General features: G+C 69.5%; 22 protein-coding genes and 1 pseudogene. 15 read left to right on the forward strand and 8 right to left on the reverse strand.

What is annotated here, in order from left to right; all coding sequences use genetic code 11:
* Nucleotides 1-144: 144 nt before the first annotated feature.
* The 3 genes from ACIRRH_RS26165 to ACIRRH_RS26175 all read right to left on the reverse strand — a co-directional run bounded on the left by ACIRRH_RS26165 (nucleotide 145) and on the right by ACIRRH_RS26175 (nucleotide 1536).
* Nucleotides 145-816, reverse strand: coding sequence for a ferredoxin (locus ACIRRH_RS26165; RefSeq protein ID WP_403071993.1), 672 nt, complete (start codon nucleotides 814-816; stop codon nucleotides 145-147).
* Between the two features lie 33 nt (nucleotides 817-849).
* Nucleotides 850-1053 (reverse strand): hypothetical protein, encoded by a 204-nt coding sequence (locus ACIRRH_RS26170; protein WP_403071996.1) that lies wholly within the window; start codon nucleotides 1051-1053, stop codon nucleotides 850-852.
* A 141-nt stretch (nucleotides 1054-1194) separates the two neighbouring features.
* The gene (locus tag ACIRRH_RS26175) at nucleotides 1195-1536 is read right to left on the reverse strand and encodes a hypothetical protein (RefSeq protein WP_403071999.1); all 342 of its coding nucleotides are present in this window, start codon (nucleotides 1534-1536) and stop codon (nucleotides 1195-1197) included.
* 179 nt (nucleotides 1537-1715) lie between these two features.
* On the opposite strand from ACIRRH_RS26175, the pseudogene ACIRRH_RS26180 reads away from it, so the two are divergent.
* The 5 genes and pseudogenes from ACIRRH_RS26180 to ACIRRH_RS26200 form a co-directional block, all read left to right on the forward strand.
* Nucleotides 1716-2060 (forward strand): annotated as a pseudogene (locus tag ACIRRH_RS26180) (VOC family protein); the annotation flags it as partial.
* Nucleotides 2061-2145: 85 nt separating this feature from the next.
* Nucleotides 2146-3870, forward strand: coding sequence for a recombinase family protein (locus ACIRRH_RS26185; protein WP_403072002.1), 1725 nt, complete (start codon nucleotides 2146-2148; stop codon nucleotides 3868-3870).
* A gap of 358 nt (nucleotides 3871-4228) precedes the next feature.
* Complete coding sequence (locus tag ACIRRH_RS26190; protein WP_403072004.1) at nucleotides 4229-4465, forward strand: hypothetical protein; 237 nt, start codon at nucleotides 4229-4231, stop codon at nucleotides 4463-4465.
* Nucleotide 4466: 1 nt separating this feature from the next.
* Nucleotides 4467-4964 carry a hypothetical protein gene (locus tag ACIRRH_RS26195; protein ID WP_403072007.1) on the forward strand — a complete coding sequence of 166 codons (498 nt, stop codon included), beginning with the start codon at nucleotides 4467-4469 and terminating at the stop codon, nucleotides 4962-4964.
* A gap of 754 nt (nucleotides 4965-5718) precedes the next feature.
* Entirely contained in the window at nucleotides 5719-6213 is a 495-nt protein-coding gene (locus ACIRRH_RS26200; RefSeq protein ID WP_403072010.1) for a phage terminase small subunit P27 family, read from the forward strand.
* 96 nt (nucleotides 6214-6309) lie between these two features.
* Here ACIRRH_RS26200 and ACIRRH_RS26205 read toward each other — a convergent pair whose 3' ends face one another.
* Entirely contained in the window at nucleotides 6310-6975 is a 666-nt protein-coding gene (locus ACIRRH_RS26205; RefSeq protein ID WP_403072013.1) for a DUF5919 domain-containing protein, read from the reverse strand.
* 234 nt (nucleotides 6976-7209) lie between these two features.
* On the opposite strand from ACIRRH_RS26205, the gene ACIRRH_RS26210 reads away from it, so the two are divergent.
* The 7 genes from ACIRRH_RS26210 (at nucleotide 7210) to ACIRRH_RS26240 (ending at nucleotide 11129) form a co-directional block, all read left to right on the forward strand.
* Nucleotides 7210-7518 carry a hypothetical protein gene (locus tag ACIRRH_RS26210; protein ID WP_403072015.1) on the forward strand — a complete coding sequence of 103 codons (309 nt, stop codon included), beginning with the start codon at nucleotides 7210-7212 and terminating at the stop codon, nucleotides 7516-7518.
* A gap of 659 nt (nucleotides 7519-8177) precedes the next feature.
* Complete coding sequence (locus ACIRRH_RS26215) at nucleotides 8178-8522, forward strand: hypothetical protein (RefSeq protein WP_403072018.1); 345 nt, start codon at nucleotides 8178-8180, stop codon at nucleotides 8520-8522.
* A gap of 190 nt (nucleotides 8523-8712) precedes the next feature.
* Complete coding sequence (locus ACIRRH_RS26220) at nucleotides 8713-9165, forward strand: hypothetical protein (RefSeq protein ID WP_403072021.1); 453 nt, start codon at nucleotides 8713-8715, stop codon at nucleotides 9163-9165.
* Nucleotides 9166-9314: 149 nt separating this feature from the next.
* Nucleotides 9315-9554: a hypothetical protein gene (locus ACIRRH_RS26225; RefSeq protein ID WP_403072024.1), complete on the forward strand. Its 240-nt coding sequence runs from the start codon at nucleotides 9315-9317 to the stop codon at nucleotides 9552-9554.
* 85 nt (nucleotides 9555-9639) lie between these two features.
* Nucleotides 9640-10500, forward strand: coding sequence for a JmjC domain-containing protein (locus ACIRRH_RS26230; protein WP_403072027.1), 861 nt, complete (start codon nucleotides 9640-9642; stop codon nucleotides 10498-10500).
* Nucleotides 10501-10647: 147 nt separating this feature from the next.
* On the forward strand, nucleotides 10648-10791 hold the full coding sequence (locus ACIRRH_RS26235; protein ID WP_403072030.1) for a hypothetical protein: 144 nt from the start codon (nucleotides 10648-10650) through the stop codon (nucleotides 10789-10791).
* Nucleotides 10792-10847: 56 nt separating this feature from the next.
* A complete protein-coding gene (locus ACIRRH_RS26240; RefSeq protein WP_403072312.1) occupies nucleotides 10848-11129 on the forward strand; it encodes a DUF6087 family protein in 282 nt (93 codons plus the stop codon).
* A 109-nt stretch (nucleotides 11130-11238) separates the two neighbouring features.
* On the opposite strand, the gene ACIRRH_RS26245 is transcribed toward ACIRRH_RS26240, so the two are convergent.
* On the reverse strand, nucleotides 11239-11514 hold the full coding sequence (locus ACIRRH_RS26245; RefSeq protein ID WP_403072032.1) for a GntR family transcriptional regulator: 276 nt from the start codon (nucleotides 11512-11514) through the stop codon (nucleotides 11239-11241).
* Nucleotides 11515-11687: 173 nt separating this feature from the next.
* Here ACIRRH_RS26245 and ACIRRH_RS26250 point away from each other — a divergent pair, with 173 nt between their 5' ends.
* Both ACIRRH_RS26250 and ACIRRH_RS26255 read left to right on the forward strand, forming a co-directional pair.
* Nucleotides 11688-12092: a hypothetical protein gene (locus tag ACIRRH_RS26250; RefSeq protein WP_403072035.1), complete on the forward strand. Its 405-nt coding sequence runs from the start codon at nucleotides 11688-11690 to the stop codon at nucleotides 12090-12092.
* A 453-nt stretch (nucleotides 12093-12545) separates the two neighbouring features.
* Entirely contained in the window at nucleotides 12546-13121 is a 576-nt protein-coding gene (locus ACIRRH_RS26255) for a GNAT family N-acetyltransferase (protein WP_403072038.1), read from the forward strand.
* Here ACIRRH_RS26255 and ACIRRH_RS26260 read toward each other — a convergent pair.
* The 3 genes from ACIRRH_RS26260 to ACIRRH_RS26270 all read right to left on the reverse strand — a co-directional run bounded on the left by ACIRRH_RS26260 (nucleotide 13081) and on the right by ACIRRH_RS26270 (nucleotide 16037).
* Nucleotides 13081-13569: a hypothetical protein gene (locus ACIRRH_RS26260; RefSeq protein ID WP_403072041.1), complete on the reverse strand. Its 489-nt coding sequence runs from the start codon at nucleotides 13567-13569 to the stop codon at nucleotides 13081-13083. The genes ACIRRH_RS26255 and ACIRRH_RS26260 overlap by 41 nt on opposite strands.
* A 243-nt stretch (nucleotides 13570-13812) precedes the next feature.
* Nucleotides 13813-15252: an amino acid permease gene (locus tag ACIRRH_RS26265; RefSeq protein WP_403072044.1), complete on the reverse strand. Its 1440-nt coding sequence runs from the start codon at nucleotides 15250-15252 to the stop codon at nucleotides 13813-13815.
* Nucleotides 15249-16037 carry a gamma-glutamyl-gamma-aminobutyrate hydrolase family protein gene (locus tag ACIRRH_RS26270; protein ID WP_403072046.1) on the reverse strand — a complete coding sequence of 263 codons (789 nt, stop codon included), beginning with the start codon at nucleotides 16035-16037 and terminating at the stop codon, nucleotides 15249-15251. Before ACIRRH_RS26270 ends, ACIRRH_RS26265 begins: the two co-directional genes overlap by 4 nt.
* A 56-nt stretch (nucleotides 16038-16093) precedes the next feature.
* Between ACIRRH_RS26270 and ACIRRH_RS26275 the strand changes: the two genes are divergently transcribed.
* Nucleotides 16094-16879 carry a FadR/GntR family transcriptional regulator gene (locus tag ACIRRH_RS26275; protein WP_403072049.1) on the forward strand — a complete coding sequence of 262 codons (786 nt, stop codon included), beginning with the start codon at nucleotides 16094-16096 and terminating at the stop codon, nucleotides 16877-16879.
* The last annotated feature ends 204 nt before the right edge of the window (nucleotides 16880-17083 follow it).

Consider the following 17083-nt stretch of genomic DNA (forward strand, 5'->3'; position numbering starts at 1 on the left):
GGGACCGGCGCGGGGCCGCCTTCCGCGGGGGGGCGGCGGGGACGTCGGGGCGGCCGCGGGCCGCGCGTACCTTCGGGTGGTGGGGGGGGGGGGTGGGGGATGGGGGCGGGGCCGACTCCCCACTCCCGTGCGTGCGGCGTCAGGTCAGAGCTCCGGCAGGGGCTCGCCGGTGTGCGGCTCGCGGCGCTCGATGAGCCAGAACAGGTAGCCGCGCAGGTAGGCCTCCAGCCCGTCGTCCAGGTAGGCGGCGTACTGCCGCAGCGCCTCCGGCTCGTTCCGGCTGTCGTCGCCCAGTTCCAGTTCGCCGGCGATCCAGGCCCGCACCTCGTCGCGGCGTGACCACCAGTCGCGCACCGCCTGCGGGGTCCAGTGCCGGTCACCGTCCCAGGCGTAGCCGCCCAGCGGCTCGCCGTGAGCGATCTCCACCAGGGCGGCCACCTCGCGCGGGTCGGCGGGCTGACGGTGGACGAACTCGCAGTGCTCGTCGCCGGAGAGCACGTGCTCGGGGAGGTAGTACGGGCCGTTCAGCCCGCTGTCGGTCTCGCCGGCGTAGAACGGCCCCGGAACGTTCAGCCGACTGCGGTCCGCCCAACGGCCGTCCCCGACGGAGTCGGTCATCTCCCGGGCGGCCGGCAGCGGATCCCAGTACGCAAGCTCCTGCCACGGTCCCTCCACCGGGTGGAGGAGGAGCCGCCCGCGCATCCTGGCGGCGGCCTGCCGCAACTCCGCCTCGTGCGAGAGCCCCCGTCCCCGGTGCAGCAACCGGGCCCACCGGCCGCCCGCCCCGCCCGCCCCGCCCGCCTGCGTCCTTCCCATGCGGCCCAGCCTAGGCCGTGACACCGGGCCGGCTCAGCCGAAGCCGACCTCGGTGAAGCGGCAGCCGCCGCGCTCGGCGTCGGACAGGACCGGGGCCGACGTCAGCCGCGGGGCCTCGCGGACGTACTGGCGGAAGCCGGCCGCGCGGAACTTCAGGTCGAAGGAGTGGGCGGAGTGGGGATTATGGCCGGGCGCCAGAACAAACCACCGGCGTCGATGAAGACATTGGGGGGACAAAACCCCCCCCCCCGGGGCGGCGGGGGGTCCGTCGGGGGGGCCGCGGGCCGCGCTCACGTGGTGGTGGTTGGGGGGGGGGGTGTGGGCGGGGGGCGGGCCCCCCCCCCCACTCCTCGGGCGTCGATCAGTCGATGGCGTCGACTACACGCCGACCGCGGTGCCGGCGTGGGCGGAAGCCGCCTGGTACTCGTCGTCACCCTCGAACCGTGCTTCACAGCCGGTGGCCAGGGTGCTGGCGACGATGACCGGGTCGAGGATCTTGGAGCCGGAGTTCAGCTTGGCGATCCCGCTCTGGTCGGTGGTCGCGGAGCCGACCCGTTGGCCGCTCGCGGTGCTGTAGAAGGTGATCTGCCGCCCCACGACCGGCTTGCCGTTCTTGTCGGTCAGCGTGGCCTCGAAATCGCCGCTGATCGGCGCGTTCGCCAGCACGTGGCCGCTGACCGTGCGTGCCTTGAGCTGGACCGGCTTCTTCTCGGAACTCATGGCGTGACCTCCCGGATGCTCTGGGCTACTGCTTCCACCGTAGGCACGTCCGTGAGCGCATGCATCCGGACCGTGTTGCCGCAGGTCAGGAGACCGGCTGGCCTCCTCTGCGGGGGGGTGTGCGAAGGCCTGGCGCACGTCGGTGGCGGCCGGCGCGGGGATCGGGGAGACTCGCGCGCATGGTCTCGGTGTTGCAGAACGTGGCGATCGACTGTGCGGATGCCTATGAGCTGGCCCGGTTCTGGAGCGGGGTGACCGGCCGCCCGCTGGATCCCGACTGCCGGCCGGGCGACCGGGAGACCCAGGTGCTGCTGGCCGACGGCCCGGTGCTCTACTTCAACCAGGTGCCCGAGGCCAAGGCGGTCAAGAACCGGGTCCACCTGTGCCTGCGGCCCGAGACCTCGCGCGACCGGGAGGTCGAGCGGCTGCTCGGCCTCGGTGCCACCTTCGTCGGCGACCACCGGAACCCCGACGGTTCGGGCTGGGCCGTCCTCGCCGACCCCAACACACAGAACTGCATGTTCTGGAGTGTGAGCCGTGGCAGCAGCGTCGACCCTGGTCAGGAGCCCCGAGGCAGCCCCGGGGGACCCATTGCTCCCCACGTGGGACATGGATACCCGCAACTTGTTGGCCGGGACGGTGTTCACCGAGACGCTTCGGGGCGTCCGGTGCGTCCGCCTCTCGGTACTGACCGACGAAACCACCAGCCCCGGCCGACAGCGTGACGCGTGCGACCACGTGGCCGCAGAGCTGCGGGTCACGTTCGGTGAGGGTGACGCGCTCCGGGAAGCTGTCGACCTTGACGTCAGCGCGTCGAAGACTTCCCCGTGGGAGCGCCCCCAACTTCTCCAGTGGTTGAACGACCCGGACAGCTACGACGCGCTTGTTTTCTGGCGCTTCGACCGCGCGATTCGGTCCATGGGCCACATGTACGCCCTCGCCAACTGGGCGCGCGAGCACCGCAAGGTTTTGATCTTCGCTGAGGGGCTCGGCGGGGGTCGGCAGGTATTCGACTTCCGCAACCCGATGGACCCCCTGTCGGAACTCCAGTTGTTCATGCTGGCGTTCGCGGCACAGTTCGAGGCTCAGTCCATCTCTGACCGCGTGACCGGTGCGCAGGCTGCCATGCGCCGGATGCCGCTTCGCTGGCGCGGTGGCGGCAAGCCCCCGTACGGCTACATGCCCGCCCCCATGCCCGAGGAGTTCGGCGGCAAGGGCTGGACGCTGGTACCCGACCCGGAAGCCGTAGCGGTCATTGAGCGCATCATCCGGGAGCTTCTGGAAGGCAAGACCGTGTCCGCCATCGCGGCCCGTCTCAACCGCGATGACGTGCTGAGCCCGCGCGACTACTGGTCTGTCAAGAACGGGCGTCCGCGCGGCGGCCGGACCGGCGGGGCGAAGGGGTCGCATGTCGTGATGGACGTGTTCAAGTGGACCCCGGCAGTGATCACCAGGCTTCTCCGTAGTGAGACGCTGATCGGCTGGAAGCTGCACCGGGGCGTGCCGGTCCGCGACGACCAGGGCAACCCGGTCATGTGCACCGTGGAACCGATCCTCACCCGCGAGGAGTTCGACCAGGTCGGCGCCGTGCTGGACGGACGGAGCATCGACAACGCCGAGCGGTCCAACACGGAGTCCCTACTGTTGAGGGTCATCCATTGCGATTCTTGCGGGGGCCGGATGTACCTGAACAAGCAGGACGGCAAACAGCCCACGTACAAGTGCAACTACCACGCCAGGGGCAACGTGTGTACGGCACCGGCGAACGTCCGGGGCGACTGGACAGACGACTACGTGGAAGCCGAGTTCCTGCGCCTGGTCGGAGGCATCCAGACCAAGACGACCACGGTCATCCCCGGGTACGACCCTGAGCCCGAGCTGAAAGCCACCGTGGCCGAGTTCGCCGCGCACCTCAAGAACCAGGGCAAGCAGAAGTCCCGGCACGCCGCGCAAGAGTGGCAGAAGCTTCACGATGCCCTCGACACCCGCATTGCCGAGTTGGAGTCCCGGGAGAAGACCGAGCCGCAGACGATCGTCACGGCGACCGGGCGCACCTACGCGGACGACTGGGCAGCCGCGGACACCGCCGAGCGGCGCGCCATGCTGGTTGCCGCAGGCGTCCGGTTGAACGTCCGCCGGGGCACCCGTGGCGGGTGGCGGCGGCTCGACACACGCCGGGTGGACTTCACCATGACCGGAGAACTCGACCCCGCGGCCGAGGAACAGGTGGCGGTCGCCCTCGGTGTCGAGTCCGAGGCCCGCAACGAGGCTCCGGCCTCCCCCGGCGCCCGTCCGCGGCTCGACACCCCCGAGGCGCTGCCTGTAGCCGCGTAGCGGTCCCGTACGTCCCCGCAGAGCCCCGGCTGGTCCCCGTGACCGGCTGGGGTTCTCTGCTGCCCGCCTGCGGGCGCCTGGGGCCTCGGGGCTCGCCGGCTCGGGTCCGGCTGACAGCGCCGAGAGTGGTTGTGGGGTGGTGGTTCTTCTCAGTTTTTAGAAACACATAGAAAAACTAAGGAAAAACAGAAAGAGGACCGCTCTCGCCACCCCACCACCAGAGCGGAAGCACCCGCCTCCCCTGCTGGAAGAGCGGCCGGAAACCCTTGCTCCCCACAGAAGCCGAGAGAGCGGGCGAGGGCCGCCCCTACTTATGCGGGGGAGCCCCGTCGTGAATCAGATAATTGGAGAGAACACCATGGGAAACACCCTGCACCAGGTTCCATATCTGGACGGGCCCCGGGACAAGGATCGGGACCGCGCTGCCGCGTGGCGGCGAGACGAGCGCATGGAGCGCCTGGCCGCGCTGCGGGACTCGAACCCCGAGATGTTCGACCGGATGGGCACCACTGCCCGCATCAGTCTCGGCTACTACGAGAACGACAAGCAGGCGGCGGCCCGCCACGGATGCGACACCAGCAAGGGCGGTAACTGATATGAACAACGAGATCGAGAAGGCCGCTGAGCGGGTCGCCAAGCTGCGCGCACAGCGGGACAAGGTCACCGCCCCACTGGCCGACGCGGAGGCCGTTCTAGAGGCCGCAGAGCAGGCCGAGCGATCCCGCCGCGACGAGCGCGGTGCCGATTACGACCGGGCGTTCCTCAAGACATGGAGGGAGCAGGCCGCCGAGCGGAGCGACCGCGGTAGCGAACTGTATGACGAGTTCCTTGAACAGCTGTCCGCTGAGCCGTGGTTTCAGGCGTACGCTGCCCGCCGTGCCGAGCGATTCAAGCGCGAAAAGATTCTGACGGCCGCGCAGAACGCACAGGCCCGGTTGGGGGAGGAGCGCACCGTTCCTGAGCAGCGTTGGTATGACCTGCCCATCATCGACGACATGGCCAGGGCCGTTGACGCGGTCGCCGGACAAATCGCTTCCGCCTTTGCCGAACAGCTCGATGCCAAGCGTCAGGCATACATCGAAGCTACTGACTGACCATGGCCGTTGACGCGCTCGACCCCGGTCCAGACGGGACCTATCCGCATTTCCCCCGGGACGCACAGGGTAGGCCCGTGTGGTCGGACGCCCCAACTGGGCTGCCAGTAGCTGACGGTGGAGCCCCGATGCCGCGGGGCGTCCAGCGGATGCGTGACCCAAGTTCCGGTCGCGTGCTGGTTGTGGATGTGACTCCGAGGCAGCCGGACGGAACTCCGATCAATCCGCCGGCCATCCCACCGAGGGGGCCCGATGCCGCGTAAGCCCCGCACCTCGTGCCCCGTTCCCGGCTGCCCCGAGCTGACAACTGGTGGACGCTGCAAGGAACATGAGCGAGAGGCAACCAGGAACCGAGCCACGCCGGGCACCAGTGCGTACGGTCCAGGCTGGCCCCGCGCCCGCCGCGCTTTCCTGCACGCGAACCCCTGGTGTGTTCTGTGCGGCCAGGCCGCCAAGGTGGCTGACCACTTCCCGAAGTCCCGCAAGCAACTTGCAGCCGAGGGAATCGTAAATCCAGATGCACCGCAATATCTGCGACCTTTGTGCACGTCGTGCCATAACGGAGAAACAGCGCGGAATCAACCGGGCGGATGGGCTGCGGCGCACGCCAGGCCAGTTCGACGCTGACCATACCCAGGCGGTGACTCCCTATCCGACTAGAAATTGCACGACAGGGAGGCGCCGAGAGCGCGCCGGGGCTGCGGCAACTTTTGGTTGCCCCGTGCGCCGTTACAGCGAGTTTAGAAAGGAGACCATGGCCGATCGATACCGACCCAAGCCAGCGGCAATGCGGGCCCGCGAAGGGAACCCGTCCAAGGCCGAGATCAGAGAGGGAGTAATCGTTCCTCGCGCCGTTCTCGCCGAGCCCGATTGGCGAGACGTGTTCAAGGACTCGCCGGCCGCCGAGATCCAAGACGCCAATATCCGCTGTCGGGAAACGGCTTCGACCGAGTGGCAGCGCGTTGTGCCGATTCTCGAAGTAGCTGCCGGGCTCGGCGAAGTGGACCACTCGACCGTCAAGGATCTGTGCGTCTGCGTGGCCCGCATCGACCAGGCAGAGCGGGACCTGTCCGAACGCGGACTCATGGTCACTGCCGAGCGTGGCACTGTGAAGAACGGTGCCGCCACCATCGCAGCACAGTACCGCTCCCAACTTGCGCGCTATATCAGGGAGTTGGGGCTGTCCCCGAGCGCCCGCGCGGCCATCGCACCGCCGGAGCCCGAGGACGACTCGGATATCTGGGACTAATCATTCGACCGCGACAACGCCTGACCAGTTGCTGAAATCGCAAGGGCCCCGTCCTGATCTCCCTCTACGGGGTCAGGGCGGGGCCTTTTGCATTTATCAGCGAGTCGGAACGCCGCGCTCCCACAGCTCTTCTGCATGCTCCGCAAACCGATCGAACAGTCCGCCGTCCTGCGATCGGCGAAGGTGCATCATCGGTGAGTCATGCCCAACCATCCGTGCCAGATGTGGGGTTACCAGGGCATCGCGATCGAATCGGAAGACTGACAGGCTTACATGGTTGGGCCCATCGTCGGGTGCGCTGAACCGTGCTTCGACGCCTTCAATGCCGGAGAGTTTTTCCAGATGCTCAAGGGTGATTCGAATTCGGGTCGATACGGTCAGCGCCACACCTTCGATGCGCTCCCGTTGCCGCGTGGTCTCGGACTCAGGGTTGCCCAGTAGGAACCGGACACGACACCCAGACTCGGCCTTGCGCCGCAGCGTTTGATGTAGCGCCGGCTGCTCCAGCCACACGAAATAGTTCGTGTATCCGGCCAGGAAGATTTCATCCACGGAATCCCCAATTAGCTGGTTCCATACCGAAGTTGGACAGGTTGACCGGTACGGGTAGGCGGCGAAAACCTCCCGGTCATGACCGGTCTTGAGGTTCGCTCGGACCGTGTTGGGCCAGATCACTTGCTCATCAACCCCCAGGGCTGCACACACATCGTTACGGTTCTTCTGGTGTGGTACTAACGCGGCGTTCGAGAGCCAGCGTTCCACGGTCTTAGGTGTGACACCTACGCGGGTCGCTAGTTGGCGCGGAGTGAGTTTCGCGTCTGCCATACCTTGTCGGAGAGCGATGTTCAAGGGTCATCCCCCAGACGTTTGGGCCTTCTTGGACGCTAGCGCGCAGACCGCCCTCATGTCTCGGATACGGGGGTGCTTTGGCCCATCTGAGCGCCAAGGATCGGTGGTGCACCGGGGAAGCCCGCTGGCCCGAGTGGAGGAACGGCCGTGCCGAAGACGTACGACGAACACGAGGCCGAGCAGCATCAGCCGCTAGCCACCGGCAGCCCGCAACCCGAGGGCGAGTTGCTCCCGCTCCGGGCGCCGGGCGTCGGTGACCCGGTGGTCGACCTGTCGCGGGGCATCGTCGGCACGTACCAGGGTGCGGCGGATGGTCGCTGGCAGCTCGAACCGCTTCACGGCGGCGAGCCGTGGACGGCGGACCCGGTGCACGTCCGGACGGCCACGGTCAACGAGCGCATCCGGGACGGTATGCGGCACGCGGAGCCGGCGGCGGACGTCAGGTACACGGGATGAGGCGGCGCCTTGCCTCCGTCGCCCTGGCGGTCGCCGAGCTCGGCATCGCGTATGGAGGGGAGTGGGAAACGTGGTGGCGAAGACGGGCCCACGCCCGGGTGCGGGCCGCGGATCGGCGTGGTTCGGCGCCGTGCCGGGAGACTCGGCGCGAACGGGTCGGCCGGTGAGCACGGTGACCGAGCTTCCGCCCCTGCCGGATGGCCTGCGCTGGGAAGAGGGCGTGTGTGCGCCCTGCGGCACGGCGCGCGAAGTCACAGCGGTGCCCGCGATCGGGCAACACACGATCCTGATCGTGTGCGGCTCGCACTACTGGCGGTATGCCCGACGCTTCCACCGGACCATCCAACTCCGCCCCTGGTACGGGCTGTTGGCCCGACGTCGGGGACGGTCGGAGTCCGTCTGATCTCCCGGAGCACTTACCTATCCCCCGGTGCTCCGGGCTTACCCGCCGGTCCCCCGGCGGAAGGGTGCGCGAGGGGCGCGTGCACCGTCGCCTCGGCCCGGTTCCCCGGTTAGGGCCGGGGCGACCCCAAGACCCCCGGCGGAATCCTGTGGCCCGCCGGGAAGCACAACCCCGCCCCCGGTGACGTGACGAATGTGGACGGCGCGGACGACTGGGGGCGGGGCCCGCACGACGACAAGCCCTCGGGAGGGGCCGCATGGCAAAGAAGGTGCTGAGGGGAGCCGCGTTGGCGGAGCACAAGGCCCGCAAGCGCAGGGAAGAAGCGGGCGAACCCAAGATCATCACGGGCAATTCCCTGCTCAACGGTCCGTCGCCGGGGTCTGTGGCCCGGGATAGCCGACCGCCGGCCCGGGTGGGAATCGTGCACAGCGTGAAAGAAGGCGTGGCGTACATACGTGAACCGGGCACCGCAGACATGGTGTGGGACTGCCCCGTAGTGGCTGTTGAGGCCCCGTCACGACTGGACGCCGAGCTTGCGCAGCTCCTGGACCAGGGCGTCATCCTCGAACCCGAGGACACGGACGCCGAGCACCTCGCTTGACCCAAGCTCCCGGCAAACCTGTCGGGTCGCGTTCCGGACGCTGCTGCCCGGACGCATGCCGGTCCCCCGCCGGATGTTTCTGACTGTGCGCTCGGTCGGGGGGCCGGTCCAAGCGACTCCCGTCCTGGCGGAATCGGGAATCAGCACCCGCCAGGACGGGGAACCACCATCGATCTACAAAGGAGACACGATGCGGACCGCCCGCGCCGTGCTGCTCGGCGCCGGAGTGCTCGCCGGAGTGGGCCTCGCCCACCTGTTGCTCAACCGCCGGTACCACCAGCGCCGGATCATCCTCGCCGTTGAAGACATGGACCAGCGGCTCACTGGCGACGCTCCCCCCGAGTGGTACACGGACCACCCTTTGTCGGCTGGGCTGGATCACGAAACTCGCGCGGGTGTGATCCACGTGGACCGCGCGCTCTCGCTGACGGCCGCGAAGCACCGCGCCGGGCAAATGCCGGACGGAGAACTGGACTTCCTTCTCTGCGTCCTCGCGCTGGAGCCGGCCGCACAGACCTACTGGGAACGGATCGGCCGTCGCCGGGTCGATCAAGCTGCGGCGGGCGACAAGACGAGCCAACGGTTCGGCGAAGGGCTGGTGCGGGCCTTCGGGGAACCGGTCGCCGAACCGCACTCCACCTAGCCACCCACAGACCCCCTGCCCGGCTGCGCGTCACGTGACAATGACCGGCCGGGACGGGTGAACATCGCCCGCAACGCCACCCGGCGCAGCGGCAGCACCGCCAACGGACATGGCGCCCGCCATGCTCGCTGACAAGAAGAGGAATGCACATGAACAAGCCCGTTGAGTTCGACCCGGCGTCGCACCCCGGCCTGGAGTGGTCGGTGGCGTCGTACTCCCACCTGGACGACAAGGTGGAGTGCTTCGCCGTCGCCGATGCCGGTAACGACCTGGTGGCGCTGGCCAACATCAACAACGACGGCGCCGTGATCACCGGTACGCGCGGTGAGCTGCGCAAGCTGCGCGACGCCTTCGTGTCTGGCCAGTACGACCACCTGATCGGCGCCTGACACACCAGCAACTGAGCGAGAGGCGACCGCCCCAATTCAGGTGGGGCGGTCGCCCCTTCCCACCCTACGAGAAGGAAGCCCCGCCATGCAGACCGCACTCTCAAGGCTGGTCACCGACCCGGACACCTTCCGCACCGCGTGGCCCTCGGTGCCCACGGTGTACGACCGCGACGCGGCGGACCTGCAACAGCTCGCGACCAGGCAGGCGGTCCGCGAGATCCTGGCCGATCCGGATGTCCGCCCGGGAGGATTCGGCATGGTCCGCGACGGTGTGCTGACTGCCGAGCGTCCGTCCGCCGACCACCCGACCGACACCCTGGTTCTCAACGGCCTGCACCGGTCCTACCCGCCGATCATGCAGTTCTGCAAGGAACTGTCGTCCATGCTCGGCCACCCCGTGACGGGGAACTTCTACCTCACCCCGGCCGGGAAGGCGCAGGGGTTCGGGTGGCACTGGGACTGCCACCATGTCTTCATCGCACAGACCGAGGGCGCGAAGAACTGGCGACTGTTCGCCCCGACGTTCGTCAACCCGCTGGAGCACCACAACTGGTCGAAGATCGGGTTCTCTCCGGAGGACAAGCTCCGCTTCGCGGCGAACGCCCCGGACTTCTCGGTCACGCTGCGGGCCGGGCAAGTGCTGTTCATCCCGCGCGGGTGGGTGCACGCCGGACAGAGCACTGAGGAGCACAGTCTCCACATTACCTTCGGCGTACAACTCCTCACGAAGCATTGGGCGTTGCGGAAGCTCTGGGAGCTGGGCGAGGACTGCGAGGCGCTGCGCGATGCACTTCCGCCGAACCTCGGTGGGCAGGACTTCACCAAGCTCGCCGGCGAACTGGTCGAGCTTTTCCGTGGCTCGCTCGCCGACCTTCCGGCCGATACGGTCGCGCTGCGACTCCGTTCGGGACAGCGCCTCTCGGTGCTCGGTCAGGAACCCAAGTAGAGAGGGCTGGGACAGCTCAGCATGGCACGGAGACGGGCAACCGGAGGACGGCACCGCCGGATGTGCGAGTGGTCCGGCTGTCAGCGATACGCGAACCTTCGGGATCTGGATACGGGTAAGGACTTCTGTCTGACCTGCGCCGTTGCCATGCTGCTCGCCGCGGACGACCCGATCACCAACTTCCGCGAGTTCGACGGCTCGACCGAGTACGCCGAGGCGCTGCGGAAGCGCCCGATCCTCGGACTGTTCGGCTGGCCCGGCACCATCCCGCCGGACGACAACGGCGGATAACCTCGTGGTGACGCCGAGCGAGAGGATCAGCCGTGCTCGAACCCGACAACGAACCCGTGTCCGACTGGTACGCCGCCCGTGCCGGTGGCACCCGCCCGCCGGGCACACGAGACGCGCTGATACTCGCTTCAGACGTACGACGGGGCCACTTGTTCCAAGACACCCCGCGCTTGGTGGTCGAGTGGGACGGGCAGGAGTGGCAGCCGGTAGGCGTGGCCGACACCTACGCTGACGCGTACCCCGTGATTGTTCGGCGGGGGGACGACTACGCCCCACCACAGGACGACACACCCGTTGCACTTCTACGTAAGGGCAACGGACGGCACCGCAGGAGATAGGGGACGGCAAGCTCGGGCCGGGGAGCGGGCGTCGACTTCGACCGACGACCCAATGCCGACCCGCGCCCCGTCAAGGCCCCGTCCCGTGGATCACCAGCGCGGGCGGGGCCTACTCGTCTCCTTCGGTTTGATCAACGCGCTCGGCCACGAACGTCCCACGCGGGTGCACGACGAACAACCAGCCCTCGCGAACCAACTCGGCAATCGCGCGCCGGACCGTGGGCCGGGACAGTGAGTACAAGCCGCATAGGGCAGCCTCGGACGGGATCGCTCGCCGCGGAGCCCAGTCGCCGCGCTGGATGCGGGCGCGCAAGATCGCCGTGAGCTGCTGAAATGGCGGCTCGGGCGCCTCGCGGTCGATCAGGTCGTCTGGGCCGAATTCCATGACCAGAACGGTACCGGGGTAGTCCGCCCCCATGCACACATGGGGCCAGTGCCTTTACGTCCCTTTACGTTGCTTGACGTTAAGGTCTATCGTCATCCACGAAAGAACCCCCGACCGCCGCTTAGGACCGGCTGCCGGGGGTCAACCGCCGAATGCTTATGGGAGCACTCGACATGTCAGACCTTACATTCTGGAGTTGGTTCACCGCCGCCGCCGGCTGCCTCTCGGGGGCAACGATCCTGGCGCTCTGGCTCACCCGCGACAAGGCCCCGCGCGGCCGACACCGGGCAAACGACCCTCGCCCCGCAACCGCCGCCACCCCCCGGCACCGCAAGCTCGACCCGAAGGCCATCACCCCCGAGCCAGCCCCGGAACCGGACCGCCTGTACATGGGGCCCCTGGTCCGCCCGCACATCGACCACGGCACATGGCTCGCCGAGCTGGACGAGATGCAGCGCCAGTACGAGGAGCGGCGGCGGCAGTGTGAACGGCGCGCAGCCCTCCGCGCGGTCGCACTCGGCCTCCCTGACACCGGATACACCTACCCGGGTGCACACACCCTCGGGGCGGTGGCGTGATGGCACACGCATTCATAAAAGATCTCCCGGACGGCACCCGTAAGGGCAACGCACGGGGCCTGAGGCAGTGCGAGCGGGACGGGTGGCAGATCTTCGCCCCGGGCCGCCACCGGGTCCGCTACGAGCCCCGGACCGCCAACGACTGCCGACCCTGGACTGACGGAGTGCTCCGGCACTGGTCCCGTGACTGCTGGGCAGTCCCGCACCACCGAATCGTCAGCAAGTAGGACCCCCTCGCCCCGTCCGGACCGATCCCGGGCGGGGCTTCAAAACTGGTAATTCTGTGTGTTCGGAGATCCCGAGGGCAACGAGTTCTGCGTGCTGCGCAGTGACTCCGACCGGGCCGCCGCGCACTCCTGACGCCCGCCCAGCAGCGGCGCGCCGTCCCGGCCGGTTTCGGGGACGACCGGAAATCGGTTGCCGCAGGCCGGGCGCCCTGCTCGAATCGGCGCTGTGGACACCTACCTGGAAACCGGGCGGATGACGCTCCGACGCTTCACCGGGGCGGACGCCGACGCCCTGGCCGCCCTGCACGGCCACCCCGACGTCATGCGGTACATCGACGACGGCCGCCCGGTGCCCAGGGACGTCGTCGAGCGGCAGCAGCTCCCGCGCATCCTCCGCGAGTACGGCGAACTCCCCGACGGCCAGGGCTGTTTCGCCGCGGTGGAGAAGTCGTCCGGTGCGTTCCTGGGCTGGTTCTCGCTGCGGCCCGCGAGCAGCGTCGGCCTGGACGGCGGTACGGAGCTGGGCTACCGGATCCTGCCGTCCGCCTGGGGCCAGGGCCACGCCACCGAAGGCGCGCGGGCGCTGGTGGGGCACGCGTTCACGCAACTGGGGGCGGACCGGGTCGTGGCCACCACGATGACGGTCAACACCGCCTCGCGGAGGGTCATGGAGAAGGCCGGGCTGTCCCTGGTCCGCACGTTCTTCGAGGAGTGGCCCGACCCGATCGAGGGGGCCGAGCACGGCGATGTGGAGTACGCCGTCACCCGCGAGGACTGGGCCCGGCGGCGCGGGCACCGGTAGTCCGCCGGTGCTCCGGGTGCCGGTGCGACCAGGCCCCGACGCCCAGGGCCGTCCCGATCCCGAGGAAGGCGCCGACTCCGGCCGGCGCGATCCACCCGGTGATCGGTGTTCCCGCGCTGCCGTCGTTCCCGGTGAGGGCGAGCAGCGCGGTGAGGAGGCCGTAGGGGACCAGCAGGGTTCCTGCGCAGGCCAGGACGAGCAGCGGCCGCCGGGGGAGGTGCCGCCCCCATGGCCGGACGAGTGCGCAGGCCAGGGCCAGTCCCGTCAGCGCGAGGACGGCGGTGAAGTCGACGCCGTGCTGTTCGAGCCACACCAGTGCGTCGGGCGCACCGTTGCGGGTGAACTCGTCTGCCACGTCGAACCCGTCGGCAAGGCCGGCCCTGCCGCCCGCTGCCCAGTAGCTCTTGACGGCGATGTACGGGACGGCGGCAGCGATGCCCAGTGCCACGGTCCTTCGTGCTGTCGCCGGTGTCGGTGCGTGCACCTTGTCCCCTCCTGCGTCCTCGCCCGGCGGCGGGTGCTGCCGAGTGGCTCCACAGTGCTCGGCCCGGAGAGCCGGGTCGTCCTTCCCGGGGCCTGGTTCCAGGGCGATCCGTCCCTCGCGCGGGGGAGTGGGAAGTCGGACCGGCCGACTTCCCACTCCCCGTGGCTCAGGGCCCGGACGGCCGGCGGCCTGCGGACCGGCGGTCGCTCAGTTCGACGGTGTCGGACGCCTCCGCTGCAGCCACAGACCGACCAGGGCCACGGCCACGGTGAGCGCCAGCGCCAGCACGGCATCGGTTCGCGATTCCTGGAGGGCGATCATCACCGCGTACAGCGCGAGGAGCGCGATCAGCGTCACCCAGGTGAGCACCGGGAAGAGCCAGACGCCGGTGCCGGGGACGGGGCGGCGCCCTTCGGCGCGGTCGCGACGGCCGAGCACCAGGTGGGCCGCGGCGATGCCGATCCAGGTGACGTAGACGGTGTCTCCGGTGACGTCGACGAGTCGGCTGAAAGCGGTCGTGGGGTGGAAGACCTGGAGGAGCAGGCAGAGCGCCGCGATCGAGGCGGTGAACAGGATGGCCGCGTGCGGCGCCCCGCGCCGGGAGATGCGGGCGAAGAGGGACGGGGCGTCGCCGTCCCGGGCCAGCGCGAACAGCATCCGGGAGCTGGCGTAGACCTGGGAGTTCATCGTGGAGAGCATCGCCGCGAACAGCACGATGTTCAGCACGGTGGACGCGTTGCCCATACCGAGGTGGCTGAGGGTGGCGGCGAACGGGCTCTCGCCCACGGCGGCGCTGTCCCAGGGCAGGAGCATGACGACCACGGCCAGCGAGCCGAGGTAGAACACGGTGACCCGCCACAGGATGGTCCGGGTGCTCTTGCGGATCGCGGCGGCGGCGTCCTGCGCCTCACCGGCGGCGATGGTCACGATCTCGGTGCCGGAGAAGGAGAACATCGCACCCGAGGTGGCGATGACCACACCGCTGAACCCCATGGGGAGGAACCCTCCGTGGCCCAGCAGGTTCCCGGTGCCGGGTGCGGGGGTGCCCGGCAGCAGGCCGGCCACCGCGACGATGCCGACGCCGATGAACAGCGCGATCACCGCGACCTTGATCCAGACGACCCAGAACTCCATCTCGCCGTAAGCGCGCACGGAGGCGAGGTTGACGCCGACCATCAGGCCGACCAGTACCAGGGCGACCAGCCAGACCGGAAGTGCCGGAAGCCAGCCGTTCACGATCCGCGCGGCCGCGATCGCTTCGATGCACAGCCCCAGGGGCCAGCCGACCCAGTAGATCCAGCCGCTGGCGAACCCGGCCCAGCGGCCGAAGGCCATCCGGCCGTACACGGCGAAGGCGCCGGTGTCGGGGCGGGTCACGGACATCTCGGCGAGCATCCGCATGACGGCGATGACGATGGCGGCCGTGATGGCGTAGGCGATCAGGACGCCCGGGCCCGCCTGCTGGATGCTCACTCCGGAGCCGACGAAGAGCCCGGCTCCCACCGCGCCACCGATGCTGATCATGGTCATGTGGCGGCTGAGGAGGCTCTGAGCCAGCTGCGGTCCGCCGCCCGTGGCGGTCGGGGCGTTGCCCGCGACGTTCGGGGTGCTGGCCGCGCTTCCCACTCTCGTGTCTGCGTCGTTCACGACCGCGGCTCCGCTCTCTGCTGGGCCTGCACCTGGGTCAGCAGCGCGCTGAACAGCGGCAGCCGCAGCTCGGGGTCGGCTTCGAACGCCTCGGGGTGCCACTGGACGCCGACGGTCCAGGCCGCCGGGCCAAAGGCCTGGGGGTCGGCGACCGCCTCGACGGCTTCCACGCATCCGTCGTCGGCGCGGGCCGACACCTGCAGTCCGTCGCCCACCCGGTCGATCGCCTGGTGGTGACCGGTCGCCACCGGCATCCGGTCGCGGTGGAACACCTCGGCCAGCGCGGTGCCGGCCGACAGCTCGACCTCGTGGACGCCCCACTCCTCCCCGGGCGCCGCGTCGTGCTCGACGGAGCTCGGCGCCAGGTCGATGTGGAGGCTCCCCCCGCGGATGATGTTGAGCAGCTGCATGCCGCGGCAGATGCCGAGCAGCGGCCGCCGGTGCTCCAGGGCGTACCGGATGACGGCGGCGTCGAGCTCGTCCTGCGCGGGGTTGACGTCGTACAGCGCCGGGTGGGCCGGATCGGCTCCGTACAGGGCCGGATCGACGTCCCCGCCGCCGGGCACCACGAAGCCGCGCAGGCCGGCGAGTTGCGCGTCCAGCGGGCTCTCGTCGGAGTGCGGTCGCACCAGGACGGGCTCGGCGCCGGCCGCCCGGATCAGGTCCACGACGTCGTCGAAGATGCGGTTCGCCTCGCCGATGCGGTGGTCGGCGTCCGGCGCGTCGCCATCGCTGAGGCGTACGGGTATCCCGATCAGGGGGGCTGGGTGCTCGGTGCGGCTCATGAGTTCTCCATGCGAACAGCTTGCGTATGCGATGCGAAATCTAGAAGATAGATTTCGTGGATGACAAGGGGTGGACGCAACACATCTCGCCGGTACGTTCGGCCGGGGCCGCGGAGGCCATCGCGCGCCGGCTCGGCGAGCTGATCGGCGCACGGATCCTCGTCGGCGGCGACCGCCTGCTCCCGGAGAAGAGCCTCGCCGAGCTGTTCGGGGTCGCCGTGATGACCATTCGCCACTCGATGGCGGTGCTGCGGGAGGACGGCCTGATCGAGACCCGGCGCGGTCACGGGGCCGGCACCTACGTCGTCCCCGACGTCCTCTCCCGGATCGGCGAGCTGACCGCCCTCCACCCGTACACGCTGGCCGACATCGAGGAGCTGACGGCCTGGCGGATCGCGGTGTCCGGAGAGGCCTCCGCACGGGCTGCCCGCAGGGCCTCGGAAGCGGGACTGGCCAGGCTGCGCGAACTCGAGTCCGTCGCCGACGCGGCGGTCGCCGACCCGGAGGCGTACCGCACGGCGGACGCCGGACTCCACCTCCACATCGCCGAACTCTCCGGCTCCAGAAGGCTGCTGGAAGCCGAACAGGGAATCCAGCACGAACTGACCCGACTGCTGGCCGGCCACCCCGGCGGCCCGCAGGCCCGGAGCATGCCCGACCAGCGGCACCGCGCCCTCGCTGCGGCGATCGAGGCCCGCGACCCGGCGCAGGCCCGCGAGCAGTTCACGGTCCACGCCGAGGCCACGGCCGACCTGTGCCTCCCCTTCGTCCAGCAGCCGCCCGGGCCCGCCCGGCCCGTCACGCCTCCGGAGCGGAGCCGCTCGACGGCCGCCCGCCACTGAACATCCCGCATACGCCTCCCGGCTCGACGCTCGACGCTCGACGCTCGACCCCGCCCCGTCATCCGACCTGCGGAGATGTCCTGGCCCGGGGAGTCACCCTGCCGTCCTGCCCGACTTGGCCCCCGCTTTCCCCGCCGGGCCGCCCCCACCCGCGGCGGGGCGGCGGGGGGGGTTGCAACCCGGTTTGAGGGGGCAGGCGGCGGC

The organism is Kitasatospora sp. NPDC101235 (assembly GCF_044767505.1).
Classification (GTDB): Bacteria; Actinomycetota; Actinomycetes; order Streptomycetales; family Streptomycetaceae; genus Kitasatospora.

Coding starts and splice junctions, on each gene's coding strand:
- ACIRRH_RS26165 (WP_403071993.1), bottom strand. CDS start 816: ATGGGAAGGACGCAGGCGGGCGGGGCGGGCGGGGCGGGCGGCCGGTGG.
- ACIRRH_RS26175 (WP_403071999.1), bottom strand. CDS start 1,536: ATGAGTTCCGAGAAGAAGCCGGTCCAGCTCAAGGCACGCACGGTCAGC.
- ACIRRH_RS26185 (WP_403072002.1), top strand. CDS start 2,146: ATGGATACCCGCAACTTGTTGGCCGGGACGGTGTTCACCGAGACGCTT.
- ACIRRH_RS26190 (WP_403072004.1), top strand. CDS start 4,229: ATGGGAAACACCCTGCACCAGGTTCCATATCTGGACGGGCCCCGGGAC.
- ACIRRH_RS26195 (WP_403072007.1), top strand. CDS start 4,467: ATGAACAACGAGATCGAGAAGGCCGCTGAGCGGGTCGCCAAGCTGCGC.
- ACIRRH_RS26200 (WP_403072010.1), top strand. CDS start 5,719: ATGGCCGATCGATACCGACCCAAGCCAGCGGCAATGCGGGCCCGCGAA.
- ACIRRH_RS26215 (WP_403072018.1), top strand. CDS start 8,178: ATGGCAAAGAAGGTGCTGAGGGGAGCCGCGTTGGCGGAGCACAAGGCC.
- ACIRRH_RS26220 (WP_403072021.1), top strand. CDS start 8,713: ATGCGGACCGCCCGCGCCGTGCTGCTCGGCGCCGGAGTGCTCGCCGGA.
- ACIRRH_RS26225 (WP_403072024.1), top strand. CDS start 9,315: ATGAACAAGCCCGTTGAGTTCGACCCGGCGTCGCACCCCGGCCTGGAG.
- ACIRRH_RS26230 (WP_403072027.1), top strand. CDS start 9,640: ATGCAGACCGCACTCTCAAGGCTGGTCACCGACCCGGACACCTTCCGC.
- ACIRRH_RS26235 (WP_403072030.1), top strand. CDS start 10,648: ATGCTGCTCGCCGCGGACGACCCGATCACCAACTTCCGCGAGTTCGAC.
- ACIRRH_RS26245 (WP_403072032.1), bottom strand. CDS start 11,514: ATGGAATTCGGCCCAGACGACCTGATCGACCGCGAGGCGCCCGAGCCG.
- ACIRRH_RS26250 (WP_403072035.1), top strand. CDS start 11,688: ATGTCAGACCTTACATTCTGGAGTTGGTTCACCGCCGCCGCCGGCTGC.
- ACIRRH_RS26270 (WP_403072046.1), bottom strand. CDS start 16,037: ATGAGCCGCACCGAGCACCCAGCCCCCCTGATCGGGATACCCGTACGC.